This is a genomic window from Achromobacter sp. D7-1 (assembly GCF_059760445.1).
Genome location: NZ_JCBAMT010000034.1, coordinates 13,885 through 36,089, shown reverse-complemented (window position 1 = coordinate 36,089; position 22,205 = coordinate 13,885). Strand labels below are relative to the sequence as shown.

17 protein-coding genes are annotated in these 22,205 nt (G+C 67.2%); 13 read left to right on the top strand and 4 right to left on the bottom strand.

The annotated features are described in order from the left end of the window. Positions 1 to 2,850, bottom strand: coding sequence for a phosphoenolpyruvate carboxylase (gene ppc / locus AC6LKD_RS16300; protein ID WP_498116800.1), 2,850 nt, complete (start codon positions 2,848 to 2,850; stop codon positions 1 to 3). A 222-nt stretch (positions 2,851 to 3,072) separates the two neighbouring features. On the opposite strand from ppc, the gene queC reads away from it, so the two are divergent. After that, the gene (gene queC / locus AC6LKD_RS16295) at positions 3,073 to 3,792 is read left to right on the top strand and encodes a 7-cyano-7-deazaguanine synthase QueC (protein WP_498116799.1); all 720 of its coding nucleotides are present in this window, start codon (positions 3,073 to 3,075) and stop codon (positions 3,790 to 3,792) included. 70 nt (positions 3,793 to 3,862) lie between these two features. On the opposite strand, the gene AC6LKD_RS16290 is transcribed toward queC, so the two are convergent. Together AC6LKD_RS16290 and AC6LKD_RS16285 are read right to left on the bottom strand one after the other, a co-directional pair. After that, a complete protein-coding gene (locus AC6LKD_RS16290; protein WP_498116798.1) occupies positions 3,863 to 5,053 on the bottom strand; it encodes an MFS transporter in 1,191 nt (396 codons plus the stop codon). Further along, positions 5,050 to 5,595: a GNAT family N-acetyltransferase gene (locus AC6LKD_RS16285; protein WP_492274076.1), complete on the bottom strand. Its 546-nt coding sequence runs from the start codon at positions 5,593 to 5,595 to the stop codon at positions 5,050 to 5,052. The genes AC6LKD_RS16290 and AC6LKD_RS16285 overlap by 4 nt, the downstream gene beginning before the upstream one ends. 114 nt (positions 5,596 to 5,709) lie before the next feature. On the opposite strand from AC6LKD_RS16285, the gene AC6LKD_RS16280 reads away from it, so the two are divergent. From AC6LKD_RS16280 to AC6LKD_RS16235, 10 genes are all read left to right on the top strand, one after another. After that, positions 5,710 to 6,600 carry a LysR family transcriptional regulator gene (locus AC6LKD_RS16280; RefSeq protein ID WP_498116797.1) on the top strand — a complete coding sequence of 297 codons (891 nt, stop codon included), beginning with the start codon at positions 5,710 to 5,712 and terminating at the stop codon, positions 6,598 to 6,600. A gap of 62 nt (positions 6,601 to 6,662) precedes the next feature. Continuing rightward, on the top strand, positions 6,663 to 7,490 hold the full coding sequence (locus AC6LKD_RS16275) for an AraC family transcriptional regulator (protein WP_498116796.1): 828 nt from the start codon (positions 6,663 to 6,665) through the stop codon (positions 7,488 to 7,490). A 108-nt stretch (positions 7,491 to 7,598) separates the two neighbouring features. Beyond that, the gene (gene ilvD / locus AC6LKD_RS16270; protein WP_498116794.1) at positions 7,599 to 9,467 is read left to right on the top strand and encodes a dihydroxy-acid dehydratase; all 1,869 of its coding nucleotides are present in this window, start codon (positions 7,599 to 7,601) and stop codon (positions 9,465 to 9,467) included. Between the two features lie 699 nt (positions 9,468 to 10,166). After that, a complete protein-coding gene (locus AC6LKD_RS16265; RefSeq protein WP_498116793.1) occupies positions 10,167 to 12,518 on the top strand; it encodes a bifunctional salicylyl-CoA 5-hydroxylase/oxidoreductase in 2,352 nt (783 codons plus the stop codon). Then, positions 12,515 to 13,306 carry an SDR family NAD(P)-dependent oxidoreductase gene (locus tag AC6LKD_RS16260; protein WP_498116792.1) on the top strand — a complete coding sequence of 264 codons (792 nt, stop codon included), beginning with the start codon at positions 12,515 to 12,517 and terminating at the stop codon, positions 13,304 to 13,306. The genes AC6LKD_RS16265 and AC6LKD_RS16260 overlap by 4 nt, the downstream gene beginning before the upstream one ends. A 44-nt stretch (positions 13,307 to 13,350) precedes the next feature. Beyond that, the gene (locus AC6LKD_RS16255; protein ID WP_492277218.1) at positions 13,351 to 14,208 is read left to right on the top strand and encodes an enoyl-CoA hydratase family protein; all 858 of its coding nucleotides are present in this window, start codon (positions 13,351 to 13,353) and stop codon (positions 14,206 to 14,208) included. Positions 14,209 to 14,210: 2 nt separating this feature from the next. Further along, complete coding sequence (locus tag AC6LKD_RS16250; RefSeq protein ID WP_013391341.1) at positions 14,211 to 15,380, top strand: acyl-CoA dehydrogenase family protein; 1,170 nt, start codon at positions 14,211 to 14,213, stop codon at positions 15,378 to 15,380. A 62-nt stretch (positions 15,381 to 15,442) separates the two neighbouring features. Beyond that, positions 15,443 to 17,083: an AMP-binding protein gene (locus AC6LKD_RS16245; protein WP_498116791.1), complete on the top strand. Its 1,641-nt coding sequence runs from the start codon at positions 15,443 to 15,445 to the stop codon at positions 17,081 to 17,083. Positions 17,084 to 17,103: 20 nt separating this feature from the next. Then, on the top strand, positions 17,104 to 17,529 hold the full coding sequence (locus AC6LKD_RS16240; protein WP_013391343.1) for an acyl-CoA thioesterase: 426 nt from the start codon (positions 17,104 to 17,106) through the stop codon (positions 17,527 to 17,529). 42 nt (positions 17,530 to 17,571) lie between these two features. After that, positions 17,572 to 17,979, top strand: a complete 408-nt coding sequence (locus AC6LKD_RS16235; protein ID WP_207467988.1) for a RidA family protein — start codon at positions 17,572 to 17,574, stop codon at positions 17,977 to 17,979. A 498-nt stretch (positions 17,980 to 18,477) separates the two neighbouring features. Here AC6LKD_RS16235 and AC6LKD_RS16230 read toward each other — a convergent pair whose 3' ends face one another. Next, positions 18,478 to 19,464 (bottom strand): AraC family transcriptional regulator, encoded by a 987-nt coding sequence (locus tag AC6LKD_RS16230; RefSeq protein WP_013391345.1) that lies wholly within the window; start codon positions 19,462 to 19,464, stop codon positions 18,478 to 18,480. A 280-nt stretch (positions 19,465 to 19,744) separates the two neighbouring features. Here AC6LKD_RS16230 and AC6LKD_RS16225 point away from each other — a divergent pair, with 280 nt between their 5' ends. Continuing rightward, a complete protein-coding gene (locus AC6LKD_RS16225) occupies positions 19,745 to 20,923 on the top strand; it encodes an ABC transporter substrate-binding protein (RefSeq protein WP_013391346.1) in 1,179 nt (392 codons plus the stop codon). 28 nt (positions 20,924 to 20,951) lie between these two features. Further along, complete coding sequence (locus AC6LKD_RS16220; RefSeq protein ID WP_498116789.1) at positions 20,952 to 22,196, top strand: dienelactone hydrolase family protein; 1,245 nt, start codon at positions 20,952 to 20,954, stop codon at positions 22,194 to 22,196. Positions 22,197 to 22,205 lie beyond the last annotated feature (9 nt).

Here is a 22,205-nt window from a genome sequence, read left to right as displayed (position 1 = left end):
CTAACCCGAGTTACGCAGCCCCGCCGCAATCCCGTTGATGGTCAGGTGGATGGCGCGTTGCACGCGCTTGTCGACCTCGGCCTCGGGATGCTTCTGTGCCGCGCGGTGGCGGCGGATCAGATCGATCTGCAGGTAGTTGAGCGGATCGATGTAGGCGAAGCGCTCGCGCAGCGAGGCCTGCAGCGTGGGGTTGTCGGCCAGCAGCTCGCGCTGGGTCAGCAGCTTGAGCATGGCCAGCGTGCGGCCATGCTCGGCGCTGATGGCGCCGAAGATGCGTTCGCGCAAGCCGCGTTGCGGCACCAGCTGCGCGTAGCGCGCGGCAATCGCCAGGTCGGACTTGGCCAGCACCATTTCCATGTTGGACAGCAGCGTGCGGAACGCGGGCCAGTCGCGCGCCATTTCGCGCAGCTGGGCCAGGCGGCCGCGGCGCGAGCGGGGCGCGTCGGGCGCGCCGGTTTCCAGATAGGCCTCGATGGCCGAGCCCATGCCGTACCAGCCGGTCAGCATCAGGCGGCATTGCGCCCAGGAAAAGCCCCAAGGGATGGCGCGCAGGTCTTCGATGTGCTGTCCCTTCTTGCGCGAGGCGGGGCGCGAGCCGATGTTCAGGCCGGCGATTTCGCTGATGGGCGTGGCGGCGAAGAAGTAGTCGGCGAAGCGCGGGGTGTCGTAGACCAGGCCGCGGTAGGTGCGCTGCGCGGTCTCCGACATGAACGACATGGCGGGGCCGTGCTGGGCCATGTGCGCGTCTTCGGCGCTGGTGGCCTCGGCGCGCGGCGCCAGGCTGGATTCCAGCACGGCGGCGACCAGGAGTTCCAGGTGCCAGCGGCCGACCTCGGCGTCCTTGTACTTGCTCTGGATGACTTCGCCCTGCTCGGTCAGGCGGATCTGGCCGGCCACGGTGCCGGGGGGCTGCGCCAAGATGGCATCGAAGCTGGAGCCGCCGCCGCGGCCCACCGAACCGCCGCGTCCATGGAACAGGCGCAGGCGCACGTTACGGGTCGAGAACACGTCGACCAGCGCGCGTTCGGCCTGGTAGAGCGACCAGTTGGACGTGAGGAAGCCGCCGTCCTTGTTGCTGTCGGAATAGCCCAGCATGACTTCCTGCGCGCCGTTCTGCGCCAGCTTCACGCGCTGGCGGATTTCGGGCAGGTCCAGCCAGGCGGCCATGATGTCGGCGCCGCGCTCCAAGTCGGGGATGGTCTCGAACAGCGGCACGACCATCAGGCCGTCCTCGGGTTGGATGTCCTGGCCGGCGGGGGCGATGAGGCCGGCTTCCTTCTGCAGCACCATCACTTCCAGCAGGTCGCTCAGCGTTTCGGTGTGCGACACGATGGTCTGGCGCACGGCCTGCTTGCCGTAGCGCGCGCGGCCGGCGGCGGCGGCGCGCAGCACGGCCAGTTCGCGCGTGGTGTCCTCGCTGTAGGCGATCCAGGGCGAGGCCAGCGGACGCGCCTGCGCCAGCTCGGCGCGCAGCAGTTCGACGCGTTCCTCTTCGGTCAGCGCCAGGTAGTCCAGCGGCTTGCCGTTGCGCTGGGTGCCGGCGAGGGCGAACAGTTCGGCCAGCGCGCGCTCGTGCACGTCGGAGCTTTGGCGCAGGTCCACCGTGGCCAGATGGAAGCCGAACACTTCCACGGCCTGCTGCAGTCCTGCCAGGCGCAGCTTGCCGATGGGGGCGCCGTGGTGGGCGGCCAGCGAGGCGGCGATCACGGCCAGGTCGGCGGACAGTTCTTCCGGCCGTTCGTAGGCGCTGGCGGCGACGGTGCTGCGCCGCGCCAGGTTCTGGCCCGTCAGGCGCTGCGCGGTGGCGGCCAGGCGGGCGTAGACGCCGACCAGGGCGCGGCGGTACGGTTCGTCGCGGCGGTGGGGCGAGTCGTCGCCGCTGGCCTCGGCCAGCGCCAGCAGTTCGGCGTCGACGCCGATCAGCAGGGTGGTGACGGACAGTTCCGCGCCCAGCGCGTGGACCTCTTGCAGATAGTGCTCGAACAGCACGGTGGCTTGGCGCAGCAGCGCGCGTTCGAGGGTGCTGGCGTCGACGTTGGGGTTGCCGTCGCGGTCGCCGCCGATCCAGCTGCCCATGCGCAGGAACGGCTCCAGCGGCGCGGGCGGTGCGGCGAACGGTTTGGCGGATTCGCGGGTCAACAGCTTGGACAGGTCGCCGTATACGCGGGGTATGACTTGCAGGAAGGTGCTGCGGTAGTACGACAGCGCGTTCTCGATTTCGTCGGCGACCGTCAAGCGCGTGTAGCGCAGCATGCGCGTCTGCCACAGCGTGGCCACGCGGCCCAGCAGGGAGGCGTCCAGGTCGGCCAGCTCGTCCGGGGTGAGGGTGCCCTCGCGCTGGATCAGCGCGGCGGCGATCTCGCGATGCACGTCCAGCGTGCTCTTGCGCTGCACTTCGGTGGGGTGCGCGGTCAGCACCGGCATCACGCAGGCCTCCGCCAGCAGGCGGCGGATGCGCGCCACGCCTACGCCCTGGCGGCCCAGGGTCTGCACGGCTTCGCGCAGGCTGCCGCGCTCCGGCGCGTCGCTGGCGATGGCGCGGGCGCGCTGACGGCGGTTCTGGTCGCGGTCTTCGGCGATATTGGAAAGATGCAGGAAGTAGCTGAAGGCGCGCGCCACCGAGTTGGGGTCGCTGCCTTGCAGGCGCTTGACGCGTTGTTCCAGCAGTTTGCCATCGGCGTCGTTGCCTTCGCGGCGGAACTTCACAGCCGTGCGGCGCAGGGTTTCGATGGTGTCGAAAACGCGTTTGCCCTCGCATTCTTCGATGACGGTGCCCAGTAATCGGCCTAACAGCCGGATATCGTGACGCAAGGGTTCTGCTGAATCGGACTGCGGGCGCATGGCATTCATCTGGCGGGGATCCGTCGAGGCTGCTGAGAGAGGGGAAGAGGCGGGAAAGAAGGGGCGTTGCAGGAAAACCGGGAAAAAGAATCAGGAAGATTTTACGCAGACTTTTAACGGAGACCGCCCGGGGCGCTTTAAAGTCCGCCAGCAGCATGTTTACACTAAAGGCTGGCTGTTCCCTGTCCGTACAAGCCTGCCGTCCCTTCGTCTTTCCAGAAGCCCCCTTTTATGCAAAATCATCAACGTCGCGCGCTCGTGCTGTTTTCGGGCGGCCAGGATTCCACCACCTGCCTGGCCTGGGCGCTGGAGCGCTATGCCCATGTGGAAACCGTGGCGTTCGATTATGGTCAGCGGCACCACATCGAATTGAGCGCGCGCCTGAACGTGCTGCGCGACATCCGCAACAGCTTTCCGGACTGGGCGCCGCGCCTGGGCGAGGACCATCTGCTGGACCTGAAGGTGCTGGGCCAGGTGGGTGACACCGCCATGACCAGCGACCGCGCCATCGAGATGCAGGCCAACGGCCTGCCCAACACCTTCGTGCCCGGCCGCAACCTGCTGTTCCTGACTTTGGCCGCCGCGCTGGGCTATCGCCGCCAGTTGGACGTGCTGGTGGGCGGCATGTGCGAAACCGATTTCTCCGGCTATCCCGATTGCCGCGACGACACCATCAAGGCGCAGCAGGTGGCGCTGGGACTGGGCCTGGGGTCCAGGGTCACGATCGAGACGCCGCTGATGTGGATCGACAAGTCCGAAACCTGGGCGCTGGCGCATCAATTGGGCGGCGACGCGCTGGTGGAAACCATCGTCGAGGAAAGCCATACCTGCTACCTGGGCGAACGCGGCGCGCGCCATGACTGGGGCTATGGCTGCGGCGAATGCCCCGCCTGCAAGCTCAGGAAAATCGGCTGGGAAAAATGGGTGGTGGCTTGCGCCGCCGAAGGCTAGGACTCGGCGGCTCCGGGCACCGCGCGCCGTGGCGCGGCGGATACCGGGAGCGGATCGCGCGGCAGGCGCTTCAGGCGAATGCCGCGCGCGTCCTTTGTATGAACTTACACCGCAACGCGAACGCCGCCGCGCAGATCGCCGCAGCCAGTCCCAGCGACAGCGCCATCGCGCCGCGCGCGCCGTGGCTGTCCACGATGTAGGCATAGGCCACCGGCGAGGCGGCGGTGAGCAGGAAGCTGGGGATCAGCAGCGAGCCGACCAGCGTGCCATAGCTGCGGAAGTCGAACAGCGCCAGCGGCAAGGTGCCGCGGGTAATGGTCAATAGGCCGTTGCAGGCGCCATAAAGCAGCGCATAGGCAGCGGTGGCGTAGAGGTTGCCACCGGACAGCAGCGCTAGCAGAAAGCAAAGCGGCAAGATCGCGCACACCGCCAGCGTCAGCGTCAGCGGATGCAGGCGCGAGCCCAGCGCCACGTCGGCCAGGCGCGCCGCGAACTGGCCGACGCCCCACAGCGCCGCCACGCTGACCGCGGCGGCCGCGGCCAGGCCCAGGCCCGACAACAGCGAAATCAGATGGGCCGCATTGCCCGCTGCCAGGAAGTTGGTCAGCATCGCGATCAAGGCGTACAGTGCGCCCGCCAGCCGGCGCTCGGCGGCGTTGCGGGTGAGGCCGGCGGAAATCGGGTCCTTGCCGCCTGCTGCTGCGGTGTAGCGTTCGCGCGGCAGCGCCAAGTACAGCGGCACCGTGGCCAGCGCCAGGCCGGCATAGGCCAGCACCGCGCCGCGCCAGCCCAGCCATTCCGACAGTGCATGGCCCACCGGCCACATCACCGTGGACGCCAGCCCGCCGAACAGCGTGATCTGCGACATGGGGCGGCGTGCCGAGGGACCGGCCGCGCGCGCCAGCGAGGCGAAAGCGGCGTCGTACAGGCATAGCCGCATGCCCACGCCCAGCACGGCCCAGGCCAGGAAGTACAGGGGGATGCCGTGCGCCATCGACAGGCCCGCGCAGCCCAGCGCGCCCAGCACCGCGCCCACGGGCATGACGCGGTGGCCGCCCCAGCGGTCCACGGCCGCGCCGGCCAGCGGCGACACCATGGCCATCACTACGATGGCCGCTGAAAAACCGCCGTAGACCGTGGCGGCGTTCCAGCCCAGGTCGGCGGCGATGGCCGGCCCCAGGGCGCCGATCAGGTAATACATCACGCCCCAGCCGACCAGTTGCGTCAGCCCCAGGCAGACGATGGCGCGCGGTGCGATCACGGCCGTTGCGGCGGCGTGGCGTCGCCTTCGCCCAGCGCGCGCTGCATCAGCACGGTATCGCGCCATTCGCCATGCTTGTGTCCCACCGAGCGCAAGGTGCCGGCGGGATGGAAGCCCTGGCTGGCGTGCAGCGCCAGGGAAGCGGCGTTGCGGCTGTCGCCCACCACGGCCAGCATCTGGCGCCAGCCGGCGGCGGTGCAGCGCTCGATCAGCGCGGCCAGCAGCTTGCCGCCTATGCCCAGGCCGGAGCGGCCCGCCTTCACGTACACCGAGTCCTCCACCGTGTGGCGGTAGGCCGGGCGCGGGCGGTACGGGGTGACGTAGGCGTAGCCCACCACCTCGCCGTTGATCTCTGCGACCAGATACGGCATTTCCTTTTCCAGCACGGCGGCGCGGCGCTGGCGCATGTCCTGGATGGACGGCGGATCCAATTCGAACGAGGCCGCGCCGTGCTGCACATGGTGCGCGTAGATGGTCTTGATGGCGGGAAGATCGGCTTCCGCGCTGTCGCGGATGAGGATGGTGGGGGCGGGGGACGACATGAGCAGGCCGTGGCAATGGGAGTGAAGAAACAAGCCGCCAGTGTCGCGCAAGCTTATTTATTAATAAAGCTTTGGTCTATTATGATTTTCATAAGTAAAACTTTGGATAGAGCGATGCGCGGCCTCAACCTGGACCATCTGCGCACCTTTGCGCTGGTGATCGAACTGGGCAGTTTTTCCGCCGCCGCGGAGCGGGGCGGCGTGACCCAGCCCGCCGTCAGCCTGCAGATCCGCCAGCTGGAGCGGCGCTTCGGCCTGAAATTGGTGGAACGCATCGGTCGCCGCGCCGGCCCGACCGCGGCCGGGCTGGAACTGCTGGACCACGTGCGGGTCATCGACGCCGCGCTGGGGCAGGCGGAACTTGCCATGACCGCGCATGCGTCCCAGGTGTCCGGCCGGGTGCGCCTGGGCACCGGCGCCACCGCCTGCACCTATCTGCTGCCGCCGATCCTGGCCGATCTGCGGCGGCGCTTTCCGGCCCTGGACATCGTGGCCAGCACCGGCAACACGGCCGACATGCTGCGCGGGCTGGAGAACAACACGCTGGACATCGGCCTGGTCACCTTGCCCGCGCCGGGACGCATGTTCCAGGTTACGCCGGTGCTGGAGGACGAGTTCGTGGCGATCTTTCCCGCCCGCGATGCGGCCGCCATTCCCGCCGCCGCCACGCCGCAGGCGCTGGCGCAGCTGCCGCTGGTGCTGTTCGAGCCCGGCGCGCGCACCCGCCGTCTGGTGGACGACTGGTTCGAGGAAGCCGGCGTGGCCGCCAAGCCCGTGATGGAGCTGGGCAGCACCGAGGCCATGAAGGAGATCGTCGCCGCCGGCCTGGGCTGCGCGATCCTGCCCAGGCTGGCGGTGTCGGGCGCAGGCCGGCGCCAGGCGTTGGCAGTGCGGTCGCTTGCGCCACGCCTGTCGCGCAGCCTGGCCATCGTGCTGCGGCGGGACAAGCCCCTCAGCCGGGGCCTGCGGCACTTGCAGGAGTCATTGCTGGCGCTGCGCGGGTGAAGTCCGGGCGTGGGTACACTGGCCAGACCATCCCACGCCATTTCAATCGCAATCGTCGCAAAATGGACAAGCCCGACCCCACGTCCCGCGCCCGCACACCGTACAAGCCCGCGGACCTGGACCTGTTTCCCTATGAATCCTCGCGCCGGCCCGTGGCCGGGCTGGCGGTGGACTACGAAGATGGCCACCGCGTCCGCCGCCACCGTCACCGCCGCGCCCAGCTGCTTTATGCGATCTCCGGCGTGATGGTGGTGGATACCGACGCCGGCATCTGGGTGGTGCCGCCCACGCGCGGCGTCTGGGTGCCGGCTTGGGTCTCGCACGGCCTGCGCATGAGCGGCGAGCCGCGCATGCGCACGGTCTTCGTGGAGCCGGGCGCGGCCGCCCATCTGCCGGCGGAATGTTGCGTGCTGTCGATTTCTCCCTTGCTGCGGGAGCTGATGGTGGCGGCGGCCGAAGTGCCGCTGGACTGGGCGCCCGACACGCGCGACGGCCGGCTGATGATGTTGCTGCTGGATGAACTGCGCCAGGAGCCGGTGCTGCCGCTGCATCTGCCGCAGCCATCCGAGCCCCGCCTGGCCCGCATCTGCCGCGCCATCGTGCGCCACCCGGAACGCCAGGACGGCGCGGCCGACTGGGCGCGCGCGCTGGGGGTGGACCCGAAGACCGTGCACCGCCTGTTCCTGCGGCACACCGGGATGACCTTCGGCCGCTGGCGCCAGCAGGCGCGGCTCTTGGCGGCGATGGAGCGGCTGGCGCGCGGCGAGCGCGTGCTGGAGGTGGCGCTGGACCTGGGTTACGAAAGCCCCAGCGCCTTTGCGGCCATGTTCCGCAAGGCCGTGGGCGAGCCGCCCAGCGCATTCGCGGCCCGCGGCATGGCGTCCGCCTGATGGCCGCCGTGGCGTCCCCGGGGGCGGCCGGCGGGCGGACGCGGCCGGAACCAGCGTATTATTTAACGTTTTGCCGCCTACGCTAACAGCTACAGCCCGAGACAAACCATGCCGCACTACCGCTCCCGCACATCGACCCACGGCCGCAATATGGCCGGCGCCCGCGCCCTGTGGCGCGCCACAGGCATGAAGGACGACGACTTCGGCAAGCCGATCATCGCGGTAGTGAACTCGTTCACGCAGTTCGTGCCGGGCCACGTGCACCTGCGCGACCTGGGGGCGCTGGTCGCCAAGGAAATCGAAGCCGCGGGCGGCGTCGCCAAGGAATTCAACACCATCGCCGTGGACGACGGCATCGCCATGGGCCACGGCGGCATGCTGTATTCGCTGCCCTCGCGCGAACTGATCGCCGACTCGGTCGAGTACATGGTCAACGCGCATTGCGCCGACGCCATGGTCTGCATCTCGAACTGCGACAAGATCACCCCGGGGATGCTGATGGCCGCCATGCGCCTGAACATCCCGGTGGTGTTCGTGTCGGGCGGCCCGATGGAAGCGGGCAAGGTCAAGTCGCCCTCCGACGGCAAGATCATCGCCAAGATCGACCTGATCGACGCCATGATCAAGGCCGCCGACCCCAAGGTATCGGATGCCGAAGTGGCTGAAGTCGAACGCAGCGCCTGCCCGACCTGCGGCTCCTGTTCCGGCATGTTCACCGCCAACTCGATGAACTGTCTGACCGAAGCCATCGGCCTGGCCCTGCCGGGCAACGGCACCATCGTCGCCACGCACGCCTGGCGCAAGGGCCTGTTCGAGCAGGCCGGCCGCCTGGTGGTGGACTTGTGCCGCCGCTATTACCAGGAAGAGGACGAGTCGGTCCTGCCGCGCAGCATTGCCACCAAGAGCGCGTTCCAGAACGCCATGGCGCTGGACGTGGCCATGGGCGGTTCGACCAACACGGTGTTGCACCTGTTGGCCGCGGCGCAGGAAGCCGGCGTGGATTTCACCATGGCCGACATCGACCGCATTTCGCGCAAGGTGCCGTGCCTGTGCAAGGCGGCGCCCGCCACCGACAAGTACCACATCGAAGACGTGCACCGCGCCGGCGGCATCCTGGGCATCCTGGGTGAACTGGCGCGCGCGGACCTGCTGGACCTGTCCTGCGGCAACGTGCACAGCGGCACGCTGGGCAATGCGATCAAGCAATGGGACGTGGCTGGCGGCGCTGGCGAGGAAGCGCAGAAGTTCTACCGCGCGGCGCCTGGCGGCATCCCGACCACGGTGGCCTTCAGCCAGGACGCAACCTTCCTGACGCTGGACACCGACCGCAAGACCGGCTGCATCCGCAGCAAGGAAAGCGCCTATTCCAAGGACGGCGGCCTGGCCGTGCTGTACGGCAACCTGGCTGAGAAGGGCTGCATCGTGAAGACGGCCGGCGTGGACGAGTCGCAATGGGTCTTCACTGGCCGCGCGCGCGTCTTCGAAAGCCAGGACGACGCCGTGGAAGGCATCCTGGGCGACAAGATCGTCGCGGGCGACGTGGTGGTGATCCGCTACGAAGGCCCGAAGGGCGGCCCGGGCATGCAGGAAATGCTGTACCCCACGTCGTACCTGAAGTCCAAGGGCCTGGGCAAGACCTGCGCCCTGTTCACCGATGGCCGCTTCTCGGGCGGTTCGTCGGGCCTGGTGATCGGCCACGCTTCGCCGGAAGCGGCGGAAGGCGGCACGATCGGCCTGGTGGAAGAGGGCGATGTGATCGAGATCGATATCCCGAACCGCAAGATGCATCTGGCGGTGTCGGACGAGGAACTGGCGCGCCGCCGCGCGGCGATGGATGCTCGTGCTGATGGCTGGGAGCCGGTGGGACGCGAACGTGTCGTGTCGCAGGCGCTGCAGGCCTATGCGGCCCTGGCGACGTCGGCGGATCGCGGCGCGGTGCGGGATTTGTCGCAGCTGAAGCAGAAGGGCAAGCGCTGATTTTGCTTGCTGAGGGGTGAGAAGGGCGGCGCTTTTATGCGCCGCTTTTTTTGTGTCTGGTGAGTGCTAGCACTAGTGCTCGTGGCCGGTGCTAGGGCCGTGGCGCTTCGTAGGCCGCCCGTCGGCGCGGGCGCCTGGGTGGCGAGCGCCCACGATTGCGGTCCGGAGCGTTCGCTCCGGACTGCCCCGTCGTCATCTTCGTCACCGCCTGCGGCGGCTCCTTCAGATTCCCTCGGGCGCATCGAGGTTGCTCGCCACCCAGGCGCTCGCGCCGACGGGCTACGTGCTTCTTGGTTTGATGCGCTGCTGGATCTGTGTTCAAGGGGGGGGCTTGGGTTGCCCGTCATTTTCGGCCGCGCGGGCGGCCGGAAATGACATACGTGATTTCTTGGATTGCGATTGTGTTCGCTTGCGCGCTTGCGCTTGCGCATGCGGTGAGCGGGGTGCGGGTGGTCTCCTGGGAATGGGTTCCAGGCACCTGGACTGGCTCAGGGATGCTGGCCACGAGGCCGGGATTCCGTTCCCAAAGCTTCTAGTTCGTCCCCATTTTAAATTCGCAGACTATCTAGATACTTTCCCCATTTGCACCCCGCCATCTTCAGGTATATATTTCAAGCCTAAACTATCCAGGTTTAAATATCTGCGGCCCCAGCTCCAGGAATTCAGAGCGGTAGTCGCTTACCACGGAGCGTTACGGCAATGAAAATAGTCTGCATCGGCGGTGGCCCCGCCGGCCTGTATTTCGGTCTGCTCATGAAGCTGCAGGACCCCGCCAACGAAGTCACCGTGATCGAGCGCAACCGCCCTTACGACACCTTCGGCTGGGGCGTGGTGTTTTCCGACGCCACCATGCAGAACCTGCGCGAGGCCGATCCGGTTTCCGCCCAGACCATCGGCGACGCCTTCAACCACTGGGATGACATCGACATCAACTTCAAGGGCCGCAGCATCCGCAGCGGCGGCCACGGCTTCATCGGCATTGGCCGCAAGAAGCTGTTGAACATCCTGCAGGCGCGCTGCGAGGATGTGGGCGTGAAGCTGGTGTTCGAGAACTTCGTGCAGGACGACCAGGCCATTGCCCGCGAATACGACGCCGACCTGGTGATCGCCTCGGACGGCATCAACAGCCAGGTCCGCACGCGCTACGCGGACACTTTCCACCCGGACATCGACCAGCGCCGCTGCCGTTTCGTGTGGCTGGGCACCAAGAAGGTGTTCGACGCCTTCACCTTCGCTTTCGTGCAGACCGAGCACGGCTGGTTCCAGGCGCACGCCTATCGCTACGAAGACGGCATGTCCACCTTCATCGTGGAAACGCCCGAGGAAACCTGGCAGGCGGCCGGTATCGAGCAGATGAGCCAGGAAGAGGGCATTGCCTACTGCGAAAAGCTGTTCGCGCCCTGGCTGGATGGCAACCCGCTGATCAGCAACGCCACGCACCTGCGCGGCTCGGCCATCTGGATCCGATTCCCGCGCGTCATCTGCAATACCTGGGTGCACTGGAACACGCTGGATACCGCCCGCGGCGAGCGTCGCGTGCCGGTGGTGCTGATGGGCGACGCCGCCCACACCGCGCACTTCTCGATTGGCTCCGGCACCAAGCTGGCGCTGGAGGATTCCATCGAACTGGCGCGTTGCCTGAGCGGCGCAGAGGGCAGCGTGGAAGCTGGCCTGAAGCACTACGAAGAAGTGCGCAGCGTCGAAGTGCTGAAGATCCAGAATGCCGCCCGCAACTCCACCGAATGGTTCGAGAACGTCGAGCGCTATGCCGACCTGGAACCCGAGCAGTTCGCCTATTCGCTGCTGACCCGCTCGCAGCGGATTTCGCACGAGAATCTGCGGCTGCGCGATCCGGCCTGGTTGGAAGGCTTCGAGCGCTGGATCGCGGAACGTGCTGGCGCCGCCGGCGCGCCGGGCCAGCGGCCCGCGATTCCCATGCTGACGCCTTACCAGGCGCGCGGCGTGCGGCTGAAGAACCGCATCATGGTGTCGCCGATGGCCATGTATTCCTGCACCGATGGCGTGCCGGGGGACTTCCATCTTGTGCACCTGGGCGCGCGCGCCATGGGCGGAGCCGGGCTGGTCATGGTCGAGATGACCTGCGTGTCGCCGGACGGCCGCATCACGCCGGGCTGCCCGGGTCTGTGGAATGACGAACAGCGCGACGCGTTTGCCCGCATCGTCGGCTTCGTGCATGGCAACAGCGATGCGCGCATCGGCCTGCAGCTGGGCCACGCCGGCCGCAAGGGTTCCACGCAGTTGGGTTGGCAGAAGATCGACCACCCGCTGGCCGAGGGCAACTGGCCGCTGATGTCGGCGTCCGCCCTGCCGTATATCGAAGGCGTGTCGCAGACGCCGCAAGCCATGACGCGCGCCGACATGGACGACGTGCGCGACAACTTCGTCGCCGCCGCGCGCCGCGCCGAGCAGGCGGGTTTCGATTGGCTGGAGCTGCACTGCGCCCACGGCTACCTGCTGTCCAGCTTCATCTCGCCGCTGACGAATCATCGCACCGACGAATACGGCGGCAGCCTGGAGAACCGCCTGCGCTTTCCGCTGGAAGTGTTCCACGCGGTCCGCGCCGTCTGGCCCGAGACCAAGCCCATGTCGGTGCGGATTTCCGCCAGCGACTGGGTCGAAGGCGGCATCACCGCCGATGACGCGGTGGCGATCGCGCGTCATTTCAAGGACGCCGGCGCCGACATGATCGACTGCTCGTCCGGCCAGGTCAGCAAGGAAGAGAAGCCGGTCTACGGCCGCATGTTCCAGACCCCCTTCGCCGATCGCGTGCGCAACGAGGCCGGCATCCCGACCATCGCGGTGGGCGCCATCTTCGAGGCCGACCACGCCAACGGCATCATCGCCTCGGGTCGCGCCGACCTCTGCGCCCTGGCGCGTCCCCATTTGGCTGACGCCTCTTGGACGCTACGCGAAGCGGCGCGGGTGGGCTACCGTGATGTTTCGTGGCCGAGGCAGTACTTCGCCGGCAAGCGCCAACTGGAAACCAACTTCGAACGCGCCGCCGCCATGGCGCAACTGGACATCAAATGAACGCAACTCCGCTCCCGCTGGCCGGACGCCACGCCCTGGTGACGGGCGGCGCCCGCGGCATCGGGTTGGCCTGCGCCCGGGCGCTCTTGCAGCGCGGCGCGCGCGTCACGCTGCTGGGCCGCGACGGCGCGGCGCTGGACGCCGCCACCGACAGCCTGGCCAGCCTGGGCCAGGTGCAGGCCGTCAGCGCCGACATCGCCAACGAGGCCTCGGTGCGGGCGGCTTTCGCCCAGGCGGAGGCCGAGTTCGGTCCGGTGCTGGTGCTGGTGAACAACGCCGGCCAGGCGGTCAGCCAGCGCTTTGACCGTACCGACGCGGCGCTGTGGCAGTCCATGCTGGACGTCAACCTGACCGGCACCTTCCACTGCATCCAGGCCGCCTTGCCCGGCATGCTGCAGGAAAAATGGGGTCGGGTAATCAACGTGGCCAGTACGGCCGGCCTGATCGGCTATGGCTACGTCAGCGCCTATTGCGCCGCCAAGCATGGCGTGATCGGGCTGACCCGCTCGCTGGCGCTGGAAACCGCGCAGAAGGGCATCACGGTCAATGCCGTCTGCCCCGGCTACACGGAAACCGACATCGTGCGCGGCGCGGTCTCGAACATCGTCGACAAGACCGGCATGACCGCGGACGAGGCCCGCGCCAAGCTGGCCGAACGCAACCCCCAGGGCCGGCTGGTGCAGCCCGAGGAAGTGGCCGAGACGGTCGCCTGGCTGGCCTTGCCGGCCTCGGCCTCGGTCAACGGCCAGGCCATTGCCGTAGACGGCGGCGAAGTGATGACCGGCTGACGCCGGCGCCCCATCCACCCACCCAATTCACGAACGGAGACACCATGAGCACCCAGCCTGAAGAGCACACCATGAAGCACCACAAGCGTCCGTTTGCCGGCTACCAGGCCAAGACGTTCCTGTGGCAGGTGTCGGCCGACGGCAAGATCGGCACGGTGACGCTGAACCGCCCCGAGCGCAAGAATCCGCTGACGTTCGACTCCTACGCCGAACTGCGCGACCTGTTCCGCGCGCTGGTGTACGCTACCGACATCAAGGTTGTGGTGGTGACGGGCGCGGGCGGCAACTTCTGCTCCGGCGGTGACGTGCACGAGATCATCGGGCCGCTGACCAAGATGACCATGCCCGAGCTGCTGGACTTCACCCGCATGACGGGCGACCTGGTCAAGGCCATGCGCGCCTGCCCGCAACCCATCGTGGCGGCGGTCGACGGCATCTGCGCAGGCGCCGGCGCGATGGTGGCGCTGGCCTCGGACATGCGCCTGGGCACGCCCGCCGCGCGGACTGCCTTCCTGTTCACGCGCGTGGGTCTGGCCGGCGCCGACATGGGCGCTTGCACCCTGCTGCCGCGCATGATCGGCCAGGGCCGCGCTTCCGAACTGCTTTACACGGGCCGCGCCATGACGGCGGAAGAGGGCGCCAGCTGGGGCTTCTTCAACGCCCTGCATGAACCGGGCGCGCTGGCCGACGCCGCGCAGACGCTGGCCGCGCAATTGGCCGCGGGGCCGACCTTCGCCCACGGCGTGACCAAGAAGCTGTTGCACCAGGAATGGAACATGGGCGTGGACGAGGCCATCGAGGCCGAAGCCGAGGCCCAGGCCATCTGCATGCAGACGCGTGATTTCCGCCGCGCCTACGATGCCTTCGTGGCCAAGCAAAAGCCCGTCTTCCAAGGGGATTGAGCATGCGCGACGCAAGCTGGCTGGATTGGCCGTTTTTCGACGATGCGCACCGCAAGCTGGCGCACGAGGTCGACGCCTGGTGCGAGGCGTCCCTGGGCGACGTGGATCACCACGACGCCGACGGCGCCTGCAAGAAGCTGGTGCGCGCCATGGGCGAGGCCGGCTGGCTGCGCTACGCGGTCGCGGGCGGCCCTGGCGGCGCCTGGGGCGGCGCGCTGCCGGAAGTGGATTCCCGCGCCGTCTGCATCCTGCGCGAAACCCTGGCCCGCCACGAAGGGCTGGCTGATTTCGCCTTCGCCATGCAGGGCCTGGGTAGCGGCGCCATTTCGCTGATGGGCTCGGACGAGCTGCGCCAGCGCTACCTGCCGCGCGTGGCCCGCGGCGAAGCCATCGCGGCCTTCGCGCTGTCGGAACCCGACGCGGGCTCGGACGTGGCGGCGATGGCCTGCGAAGCCAAGCTGGACGGCGACCATTACGTGCTGAACGGCGCCAAGACCTGGATTTCCAACGGCGGCATCGCGGACTTCTATTGCGTGTTCGCACGCACCGGCGAAGCCCCCGGCGCGCGCGGCATCAGCGCCTTCGTGGTGGACGCCGATACGCCGGGCTTCGAGGTCAGCGAACGTATCGAGCTGATCGCGCCGCACCCGTTGGCCACCATCACGTTCGACAACTGCCGCATTCCGGTGTCGCACCGGCTGGGCGACGCGGGCCAGGGCTTCAAGCTGGCCATGATGACGCTGGACATCTTCCGTGCCTCGGTGGCGGCGGCGGCGCTGGGCTTTGCACGCCGGGCGCTGGACGAAGGGCTGGCGCGCTCCAAGTCGCGACGCATGTTTGGCCAGACCTTGTCGGACCTGCAATTGACGCAGGCCGCGCTGGGCGACATGGCGACCGCCATAGACGCTTCGGCGCTGCTGACATACCGCGCGGCCTGGATGCGCGATGTGCTGAAGCAGCGCACCACGCGCGAAGCGGCAATGGCCAAGATGACGGCCACGGAATCGGCTCAGACCGTGATCGACCGCGCCTTGCAGATGTTCGGCGGCGCGGGCGTGGTGTCGGGGATGCCGGTGGAAAAGCTTTACAGGGAAATACGCGCGCTGCGGATTTACGAAGGCGCGACCGAAGTGCAGAAGTTGATCATTGCCCGTGAACTGCTGAAGGCGTAAGGCAGCCATCGAGCTCCGTCGTCCCGGCACAGCAAAAACACCGCAATAGCAAGGGGAATTCCATGGAAGCATCCGCCCACATCGACACTTTCGCCCGGGACAATCTGCCCCCGGGCGAACAATGGCCAGAGTTCCTGCTCGACGGCCCCGACGTGGCCTATCCGAAACGCTTCAATTGCGCGGTCGAGCTGGTGGACGCCATGGTCGAACGCGGCCATGGCGAGCGCGTCGCGCTGCGCTGGAGCCAGGACGGCAAGCCGGCCGCCATGACCTACCGCGAGCTGGCCGCGCTGACCAATCGAATTGCGCGCGTGCTGGCCGAGGACATGGGCCTGGTGCCGGGCAACCGCCTGCTGCTGCGCGGGCCGAACAATCCGATGATGGCCGCGTCCTGGTTGGCGGCGATCAAGGCGGGCTTGGTCACGGTGCCGACGATGCCGCTGCTGCGCGCCAAGGAGCTCAAGCAGATCATCGACAAGGCGCAGATCCAGGCGGTGCTGTGTGATGCCCGCCTGAAGGACGAGGCGGAGTTCTGCACGCAGCCCAGCCATGAGCATCATTGCCCGGGCCTGACGAAGGTCATGTACTTCAACGATAAGGCGCCGGATGCGCTGGACGCGTTGGCCGCGGGCAAGCCGGACGATTTCAAGGCTTGCGATACGGCGGCCGACGATGTCTGCCTGATCGCCTTCACCAGTGGCACGACCGGCGCGCCCAAGGGCTGCATGCACTTCCACCGCGACGTGCTGGCAATGTGCGACCTGTTCCCCAAGCATGTGATCAAGCCGGGTCCGGACGATATTTTCTGCGGCACGCCACCGTTGGCTTTCACCTTCGGCCTGGGCGGACTGCTGTGCTTCCCGCTGCGGGTGGGCGCGAGCACGGTGCTGGCTGAGAAGCTGTCGCCGGAAAGCCTGCTGCAGCTGATCCAGGATTTCCGCGCCACCATCGTGTTCACGGCGCCGACGTTCTACCGCCAGATGGCGGCGCTGGTCGGCAAGTTCGACCTGTCGTCGCTGCAGAAGAGCGTTTCGGCGGGCGAGGCGCTGCCGGACGCGACGCGCCAGCTGTGGAAGCAGGCTAGCGGCATTGAGATGATCGACGGCATCGGCGGCACGGAAATGATCCATGTGTTCGTGTCGAGCCCGCCAGAGTCGGTCAGGGCGGGGGCCATCGGCCGCGTGGTGCCGGGTTATGTGGCGCAGATCGTGGATGACGAGATGAAGCCGGTGCCGAATGGCACGGTGGGCCGGCTGGCGATCAAGGGTCCGACCGGCTGCCGCTATCTGGCGGACGAGCGCCAGCTGCGTTTCGTGCAGCAGGGTTGGAACCTGCCGGGGGATACCTTCCTGCAGGACGACGATGGCTACCTCTTTTATCAGGCGCGCAATGACGACATGATCGTTTCGGCCGGCTACAACATCGCTGGACCTGAGGTCGAGGACGCGCTGTTGCGTCACGAAGCCGTGGCGGAGTGCGGCGTGGTGGGCGCGGCGGACGATGAGCGCGGCCAGGTGGTGAAGGCGTTCGTGGTGCTGAAGCCGGGCTATGAGGCCGGCAATGAGCTGGTCGCGGCGCTGCAGCAGTTCGTGAAGGCCAATATCGCGCCCTACAAGTATCCCCGTGCCATCGAGTTTGTCGAGGCGCTGCCGCGCACCGAAACCGGCAAGCTGCAGCGGTTTGCGCTGCGCAAGATGGCCTGAACCGGCAACAAGGAAATTCCATGGCAGCCCCTTTCATCAGCCAGGTCGAAGTCCGCTTCCGTCATTGCGATCCGGCGGGCATTGTTTTCTATCCTCGCTATTTCGAGATGATCAATGACTTTGTCGAGGAGTGGTTCGACAAGGGCATGGGGTTGCCGTTTCATGCGCTGCACGTGGAGCGGCACATCGGTACGCCGATGGCGTCGGTGCAGTGCGATTTCAGCGCGCCCAGCCGCTGGCACGAGCGTTTGCGCCAGGTGCTGGAAGTGCAGCGCATCGGCGGCGCGTCGTTCAAGGCGTTGGTGCGTTTCGAGGGGCCGGATGGCCAGTTGCGTTTGTCGGCGACGCTGACGATCGTGACGGTGGATTTGCGGACGATGAAGTCCATGCCGCTGCCTGCGGATCTGCGGGAACGCATGCAGGCTTATCTGGTTCCCGCGGCGTAAGCGGCGGGGATCGTTTGCTTTTCTTAAATATAGGATGACGTTATGAAGATTCTGCAACCGCCGGATTGGATGGCGCCCCGGGGCTATTCGAATGGCGTGCTCACTGAGATGCAGGTGGGCAGCAAGCTCGTGTTTGTGGGCGGGCAGGTGGGGTGGAATGGCCAGCAGCAGTTCGAGTCGGACGATCTGGCCGATCAGGTGCGGCAGACGCTGGCGAACATCGTCGCGATTCTGGCCGAGGGCGGCGCGAAGCCTGAGCATATCGTCCGGATGACGTGGTACGTGACGGATAAGGACGAGTACGTGGCGGCCTATCCGGCTATCGGCAAGCATTACCGCGAGTACATCGGCCGGCATTTTCCGGCGATGACGGCGGTGGAAGTGGCGGATCTGGTTGAGGATCGGGCCAAGGTTGAGATTGAAGTTACTGCTGTGGTGCCGGCGCAGTAATTGCCGGTTGCTCCTGGGCGCCGAGGATTGGTTGATTGCTGATCTTCGGTGCTTTTTTTGCGGGCATGGCGTTCTTGAGACGATTGGCTCCTCGGCACTGTCGCGTTCGGTGGCGGTTGCTGGTTCTTGAGACGCCCGGCGCGGCGGCGGCCCGGCATGCGCGGGGCTGCGATTGCGGTCCGGAGCCTTCGCTCCGGACTTCCCCTGCCTCATCCTCGTCCAGGCCTGCGGCCTTCCCTACGGATTCCGTCGGGCTTATCGACGCCCCGCGCACGCGGGGCCGCCGCCGCGCCGGGCTTCGTCAATTGCTGTTGGCGTCAGCTGGGGCGGGTGGCGTTCTTGGGATTCTGTTCGGCGTTGCTTTAGTGCCGAAGATCTTGCGGTGCCCGCCTCAAGAGGCCGCCCGGGCGGCCTCTTGAGGCATACGCGAGGGCATGCGTGCCATGGTTTCGTTACTGGTGGTGCGCAGTCGTCTTTGCGTGTGCGCGCATTTCTATTTCACCCCATCACCCGCCGCGTCTCGCGCGGCAATTCTCCGAAACGTTCGCGGTAGTACTCCGAGAACCGTCCCAAATGTCCGAACCCTACTCCCAGCGCCACTTCCGTGACGCTGGCGGCTGTGCTCGTCCTTAACCGGCTCCTGGCTTCGTCCAGCCGCAGCGCCCGCAGCGCGTTCATCGGCGTGGTGTCGCGGTGTTCCTGGAACAGGCGCGTCAGCGCGCTGGCGCTGGCGCCGGCGTGGCGGGCGATGTCGGCCAGGGTAAGCGGGGCGGCGAGGTGGTCGCGCATATAGGTTTCGGCGGCGCTCAGCCGCCGCGGGACGGCGGGGGCGATACCGGCGTGCGCCTGCCAGCTGTTGGGCTGGTTGTAGAGCAGGTGCAGCACCAAGGTGTCTTCCAGGTGTTCGAGCCAGGCGGCGGGCGGGCGCGGGGCGCCGTCGTCCAGGGTGGGCAGCAGGTGGATCAGGCTTTCGACCATGCTGCGCCAGACGGCGCCGACGGGATTGTCCAGGCGCAGGGCGGGGCTGAAGTCTAGCGGGCGGGTGGCGGCCTCGCCGAAGGCGCGCAGGCCGATGGCTTCGAGTTTGCCGCGGGGGATCTTGAGCAGCAGTTGTTCGCAGCCGGCTTCCCAGTGCAGCTTCAGCGGGCGGTTGGGGGCGATGACGGCGGCGCAGTCGGGGTCGGCGTCGACGCGGTCGTTGCCGCATTCGATACAGGCGCGGCCGCGCAGGGGGACCTGGACCAGCATGAAGTCCTGCAGGCGGTCGGGTTCGATGTGGACTTCGGCGCCGTAGCGCAGCGTACAGACGGTCAGTGAACCGAAGCGGCCGCGGTTCAGTTCGGCATCGACGCGGCCGCCTTTCCAGGTGAGGCGGTGTTCTTTCAGGGCTTCGGAGACGAGGGTGCGCGTCTCGTCCTGCTGGGTGGAGCTGAAGACGCGCCGTTTGAGCAGGGGCGCTAGCGTGAGTCGGGACCAGCCGTGCATGGATGCCTCCGGGACGGGAACGCTCCCGTGTTACTGCCGAGGGTAATTTAAACGTCAAGGACTTGGAATTAAGTGATTCCCGGATAAGGCTGACGGAATCCGGATAGAGCGGCCCCCGGGCGCGGCCTAATCTAGCCGGCAGGCCCTTCGCGTGTTGGTTGGAGGGCGGCGCCGCGACGCGTAAGCTGGCGGCGTTGTTCGGCAGCATGCGTAGTCCGACGGCAGACGGGTTCTGTCAGCTTTCCGCCGGCGTGGCCGGGCGGGGATAACGGGGTGGCTCATGAATCGAAATCTATGGAGCCGGCGCGCGCTGGCTGCGCTGGTGTGCATGACGGCGGCGGCGAGCGCCACGGCGGCGGACAAGGTCAAGGTGGGCTTGCTGACCACGCTGTCGGGGCCGGGCGCGGCGCTGGGCAACGAGATCCGCGACGGCTTCAATCTGGCGCTGCAGCATACGGGCGGCAAGCTGGGCGGGTTGCCGGCGGAAGTGGTGGTGGCGGACGATCAGCAGAAGGCGGACGCCGGCCGTCAGGCGGTGGAGCGGCTGTTGAAGCGCGACCGGGTGGATGTGATGACGGGCATCGTGTTCTCGAACGTGCTGCTGCCGGTGATGCCGGCCATCCTGCAGTCGGGCACCATCTACCTGAGTACCAATACCGGGCCGGAAAACTATGCGGGCGCGGGCTGTAATCCGAATTTCTTCGCGGTCGCGTGGCAGAACGAGGATATTCCGGCCGCGATGGGCAAGTACGCCAGCGACCAGGGCTACAAGAGCGTGGCGCTGATCGCGCCGGACTATCCGGGCGGGCGGGAGTCGCTCAATGGTTTCAAACGGCTGTACAAGGGCGGGCTTTCGGAAGAGATCTATACCCAACTCGGGCAGCTGGACTATGGCGTGGAGATCACGCGGCTGCGCGCCAGCAAGCCGGATGCGGTGTTCTTTTTTCTGCCGGGCGGCATGGGCGTGAACTTTATCAAGCAGTTCAATGGCGCCGGGCTGTCCAAGGAGATCGCGTTGTTGGCGCCGGGTTTCTCGGGCGACGAGGACACGATCGCGGCGGTCGGCGCGCCCATCGAGGGCATGCGCAATACCTCGCAGTGGGCGCTGGAACTGGACAACCCGGCCAACCGCAAGTTCGTCGAGGACTTCAAGAAGACCTATAACCGCAGCCCCACGCTGTATGCCTCGCAGGGCTATGACGCGGCCATGTTGCTGGATAGCGCGGTACGCCAGACGGGCGGCAAGCTGGAGGCTGACGCGCTGCGTCCGGCGCTGCGGCGCGCGGATTTCAAGTCGGTGCGGGGCGATTTCAAGTTCAACCGCAACCAGTATCCGGTGCAGAACTATTACCTGCGCATCGTCGAGGCGGGGGCGGGGGGCAAGCTGTCGAATAAGCTGTCGGGCACGGTGCTGACCCAGTACCAGGACCCTTTCGCCGCAGCCTGCCAGATGAAGTAGGGCGGACATCCGCAATAAGGAGATACGTATGACCCAGAACATTACGACGCGCGAAGTGACGGTGGCCTCGCATGACGGCAAGTCCTTCGGCGCCTATCTGGCCGTGCCGGCGTCCGGGCATGGCCCGGGCCTGGTGCTGTGCCAGGAGATCTTCGGCGTGAACGACTTCATGCGCCGGGCGGCGCAGCTGCTGGCCGAGGAAGGTTATGTGGTGCTGGTGCCGGACCTGTTCTGGCGCCAGCAGCCGGGCATCCAGTTGACCGACGGCCCGGCCGACATGCCGCGCGCGTTCGAGCTCTACCAGGGCTTTGACGTTGAGCTGGGCTTGCAGGACATCGCGTCCACCATCGCCACGCTGCGCGGGCTGCCCGAGAGGCAGGGCGGGGTGGGCGTGCTGGGCTATTGCCTGGGCGGCAAGCTGGCCTACCTGGCTGCCTGCCGCACCGATGTGGACGTGGCCATCGGCTACTACGGTGTGGGCATCGAGAACAGCCTGGACGAGGCATCGGAATTGCGCGGTCGGCTGGTGCTGCACATCGCCGAGCAGGATGGCTTCTGTCCGCCGGAAGCGCGTCAGCGCATCCTGGAGGCGCTGGGCGGCAAGCCGGGAGTGCAGATCTACGTCTACCCGGGCATGGACCACGCGTTCGCGCGCACCGGCGGCGAGCACTACGACAAGCCGTCGGCGCTGATGGCGCATCAACGCAGCATGGCCGCCTTGCAGCGCGCCATCGGGCCGGAGTTCGACTACTCCTACCTGTGGGACAAGCATTGCGAATACGAATTCGGCACGCGCGACGTGGCGGCGACGATGGCCACCATGGTGGCCGAGCCCTATGTGAACCATATCCCCACCATGACCGGGGGCGTGGGCCACAAGGAACTGAGCCGCTTCTACCAGCACCACTTCGTCAACAGCAATCCGCCGGACACGCGCCTGGTGCCGCTGTCGCGCACGGTGGGCGCCACGCAGATCGTGGACGAGCTGCTGTTCTGCTTCACGCACACCACCGAGATCGATTGGCTGCTACCGGGCGTGAAGCCCACCGGCAAGTATGTGGAGATCCCGCTCATCGCCATCGTCAAATTCCGCGGCGACAAGCTCTATCACGAGCACATCTATTGGGACCAGGCCAGCGTGCTGGTGCAGGTGGGCCTGCTGGACCCCAAGGGCCTGCCCGTGGCGGGCCGCGAGACCGCCGCCAAGCTGCTGGACGAGACCCTGCCGTCGAACACGCTGATGGCGCGCTGGAAAGAAAGCGAGAACAAGTAGGAGCCCGAC

Excerpts from the sequence above, each read along its gene's own strand:
- AC6LKD_RS16250 (WP_013391341.1), top strand. The coding sequence starts at position 14,211 with ATGCGCGACGCAAGCTGGCTGGATTGGCCGTTTTTCGACGATGCGCAC.
- AC6LKD_RS16235 (WP_207467988.1), top strand. The coding sequence starts at position 17,572 with ATGAAGATTCTGCAACCGCCGGATTGGATGGCGCCCCGGGGCTATTCG.
- AC6LKD_RS16230 (WP_013391345.1), bottom strand. The coding sequence starts at position 19,464 with ATGCACGGCTGGTCCCGACTCACGCTAGCGCCCCTGCTCAAACGGCGC.
- AC6LKD_RS16255 (WP_492277218.1), top strand. The coding sequence starts at position 13,351 with ATGAGCACCCAGCCTGAAGAGCACACCATGAAGCACCACAAGCGTCCG.
- AC6LKD_RS16265 (WP_498116793.1), top strand. The coding sequence starts at position 10,167 with ATGAAAATAGTCTGCATCGGCGGTGGCCCCGCCGGCCTGTATTTCGGT.
- ilvD (WP_498116794.1), top strand. The coding sequence starts at position 7,599 with ATGCCGCACTACCGCTCCCGCACATCGACCCACGGCCGCAATATGGCC.
- AC6LKD_RS16220 (WP_498116789.1), top strand. The coding sequence starts at position 20,952 with ATGACCCAGAACATTACGACGCGCGAAGTGACGGTGGCCTCGCATGAC.
- AC6LKD_RS16245 (WP_498116791.1), top strand. The coding sequence starts at position 15,443 with ATGGAAGCATCCGCCCACATCGACACTTTCGCCCGGGACAATCTGCCC.
- queC (WP_498116799.1), top strand. The coding sequence starts at position 3,073 with ATGCAAAATCATCAACGTCGCGCGCTCGTGCTGTTTTCGGGCGGCCAG.
- AC6LKD_RS16240 (WP_013391343.1), top strand. The coding sequence starts at position 17,104 with ATGGCAGCCCCTTTCATCAGCCAGGTCGAAGTCCGCTTCCGTCATTGC.
- AC6LKD_RS16285 (WP_492274076.1), bottom strand. The coding sequence starts at position 5,595 with ATGTCGTCCCCCGCCCCCACCATCCTCATCCGCGACAGCGCGGAAGCC.
- AC6LKD_RS16275 (WP_498116796.1), top strand. The coding sequence starts at position 6,663 with ATGGACAAGCCCGACCCCACGTCCCGCGCCCGCACACCGTACAAGCCC.
- ppc (WP_498116800.1), bottom strand. The coding sequence starts at position 2,850 with ATGAATGCCATGCGCCCGCAGTCCGATTCAGCAGAACCCTTGCGTCAC.
- AC6LKD_RS16280 (WP_498116797.1), top strand. The coding sequence starts at position 5,710 with ATGCGCGGCCTCAACCTGGACCATCTGCGCACCTTTGCGCTGGTGATC.
- AC6LKD_RS16260 (WP_498116792.1), top strand. The coding sequence starts at position 12,515 with ATGAACGCAACTCCGCTCCCGCTGGCCGGACGCCACGCCCTGGTGACG.
- AC6LKD_RS16225 (WP_013391346.1), top strand. The coding sequence starts at position 19,745 with ATGAATCGAAATCTATGGAGCCGGCGCGCGCTGGCTGCGCTGGTGTGC.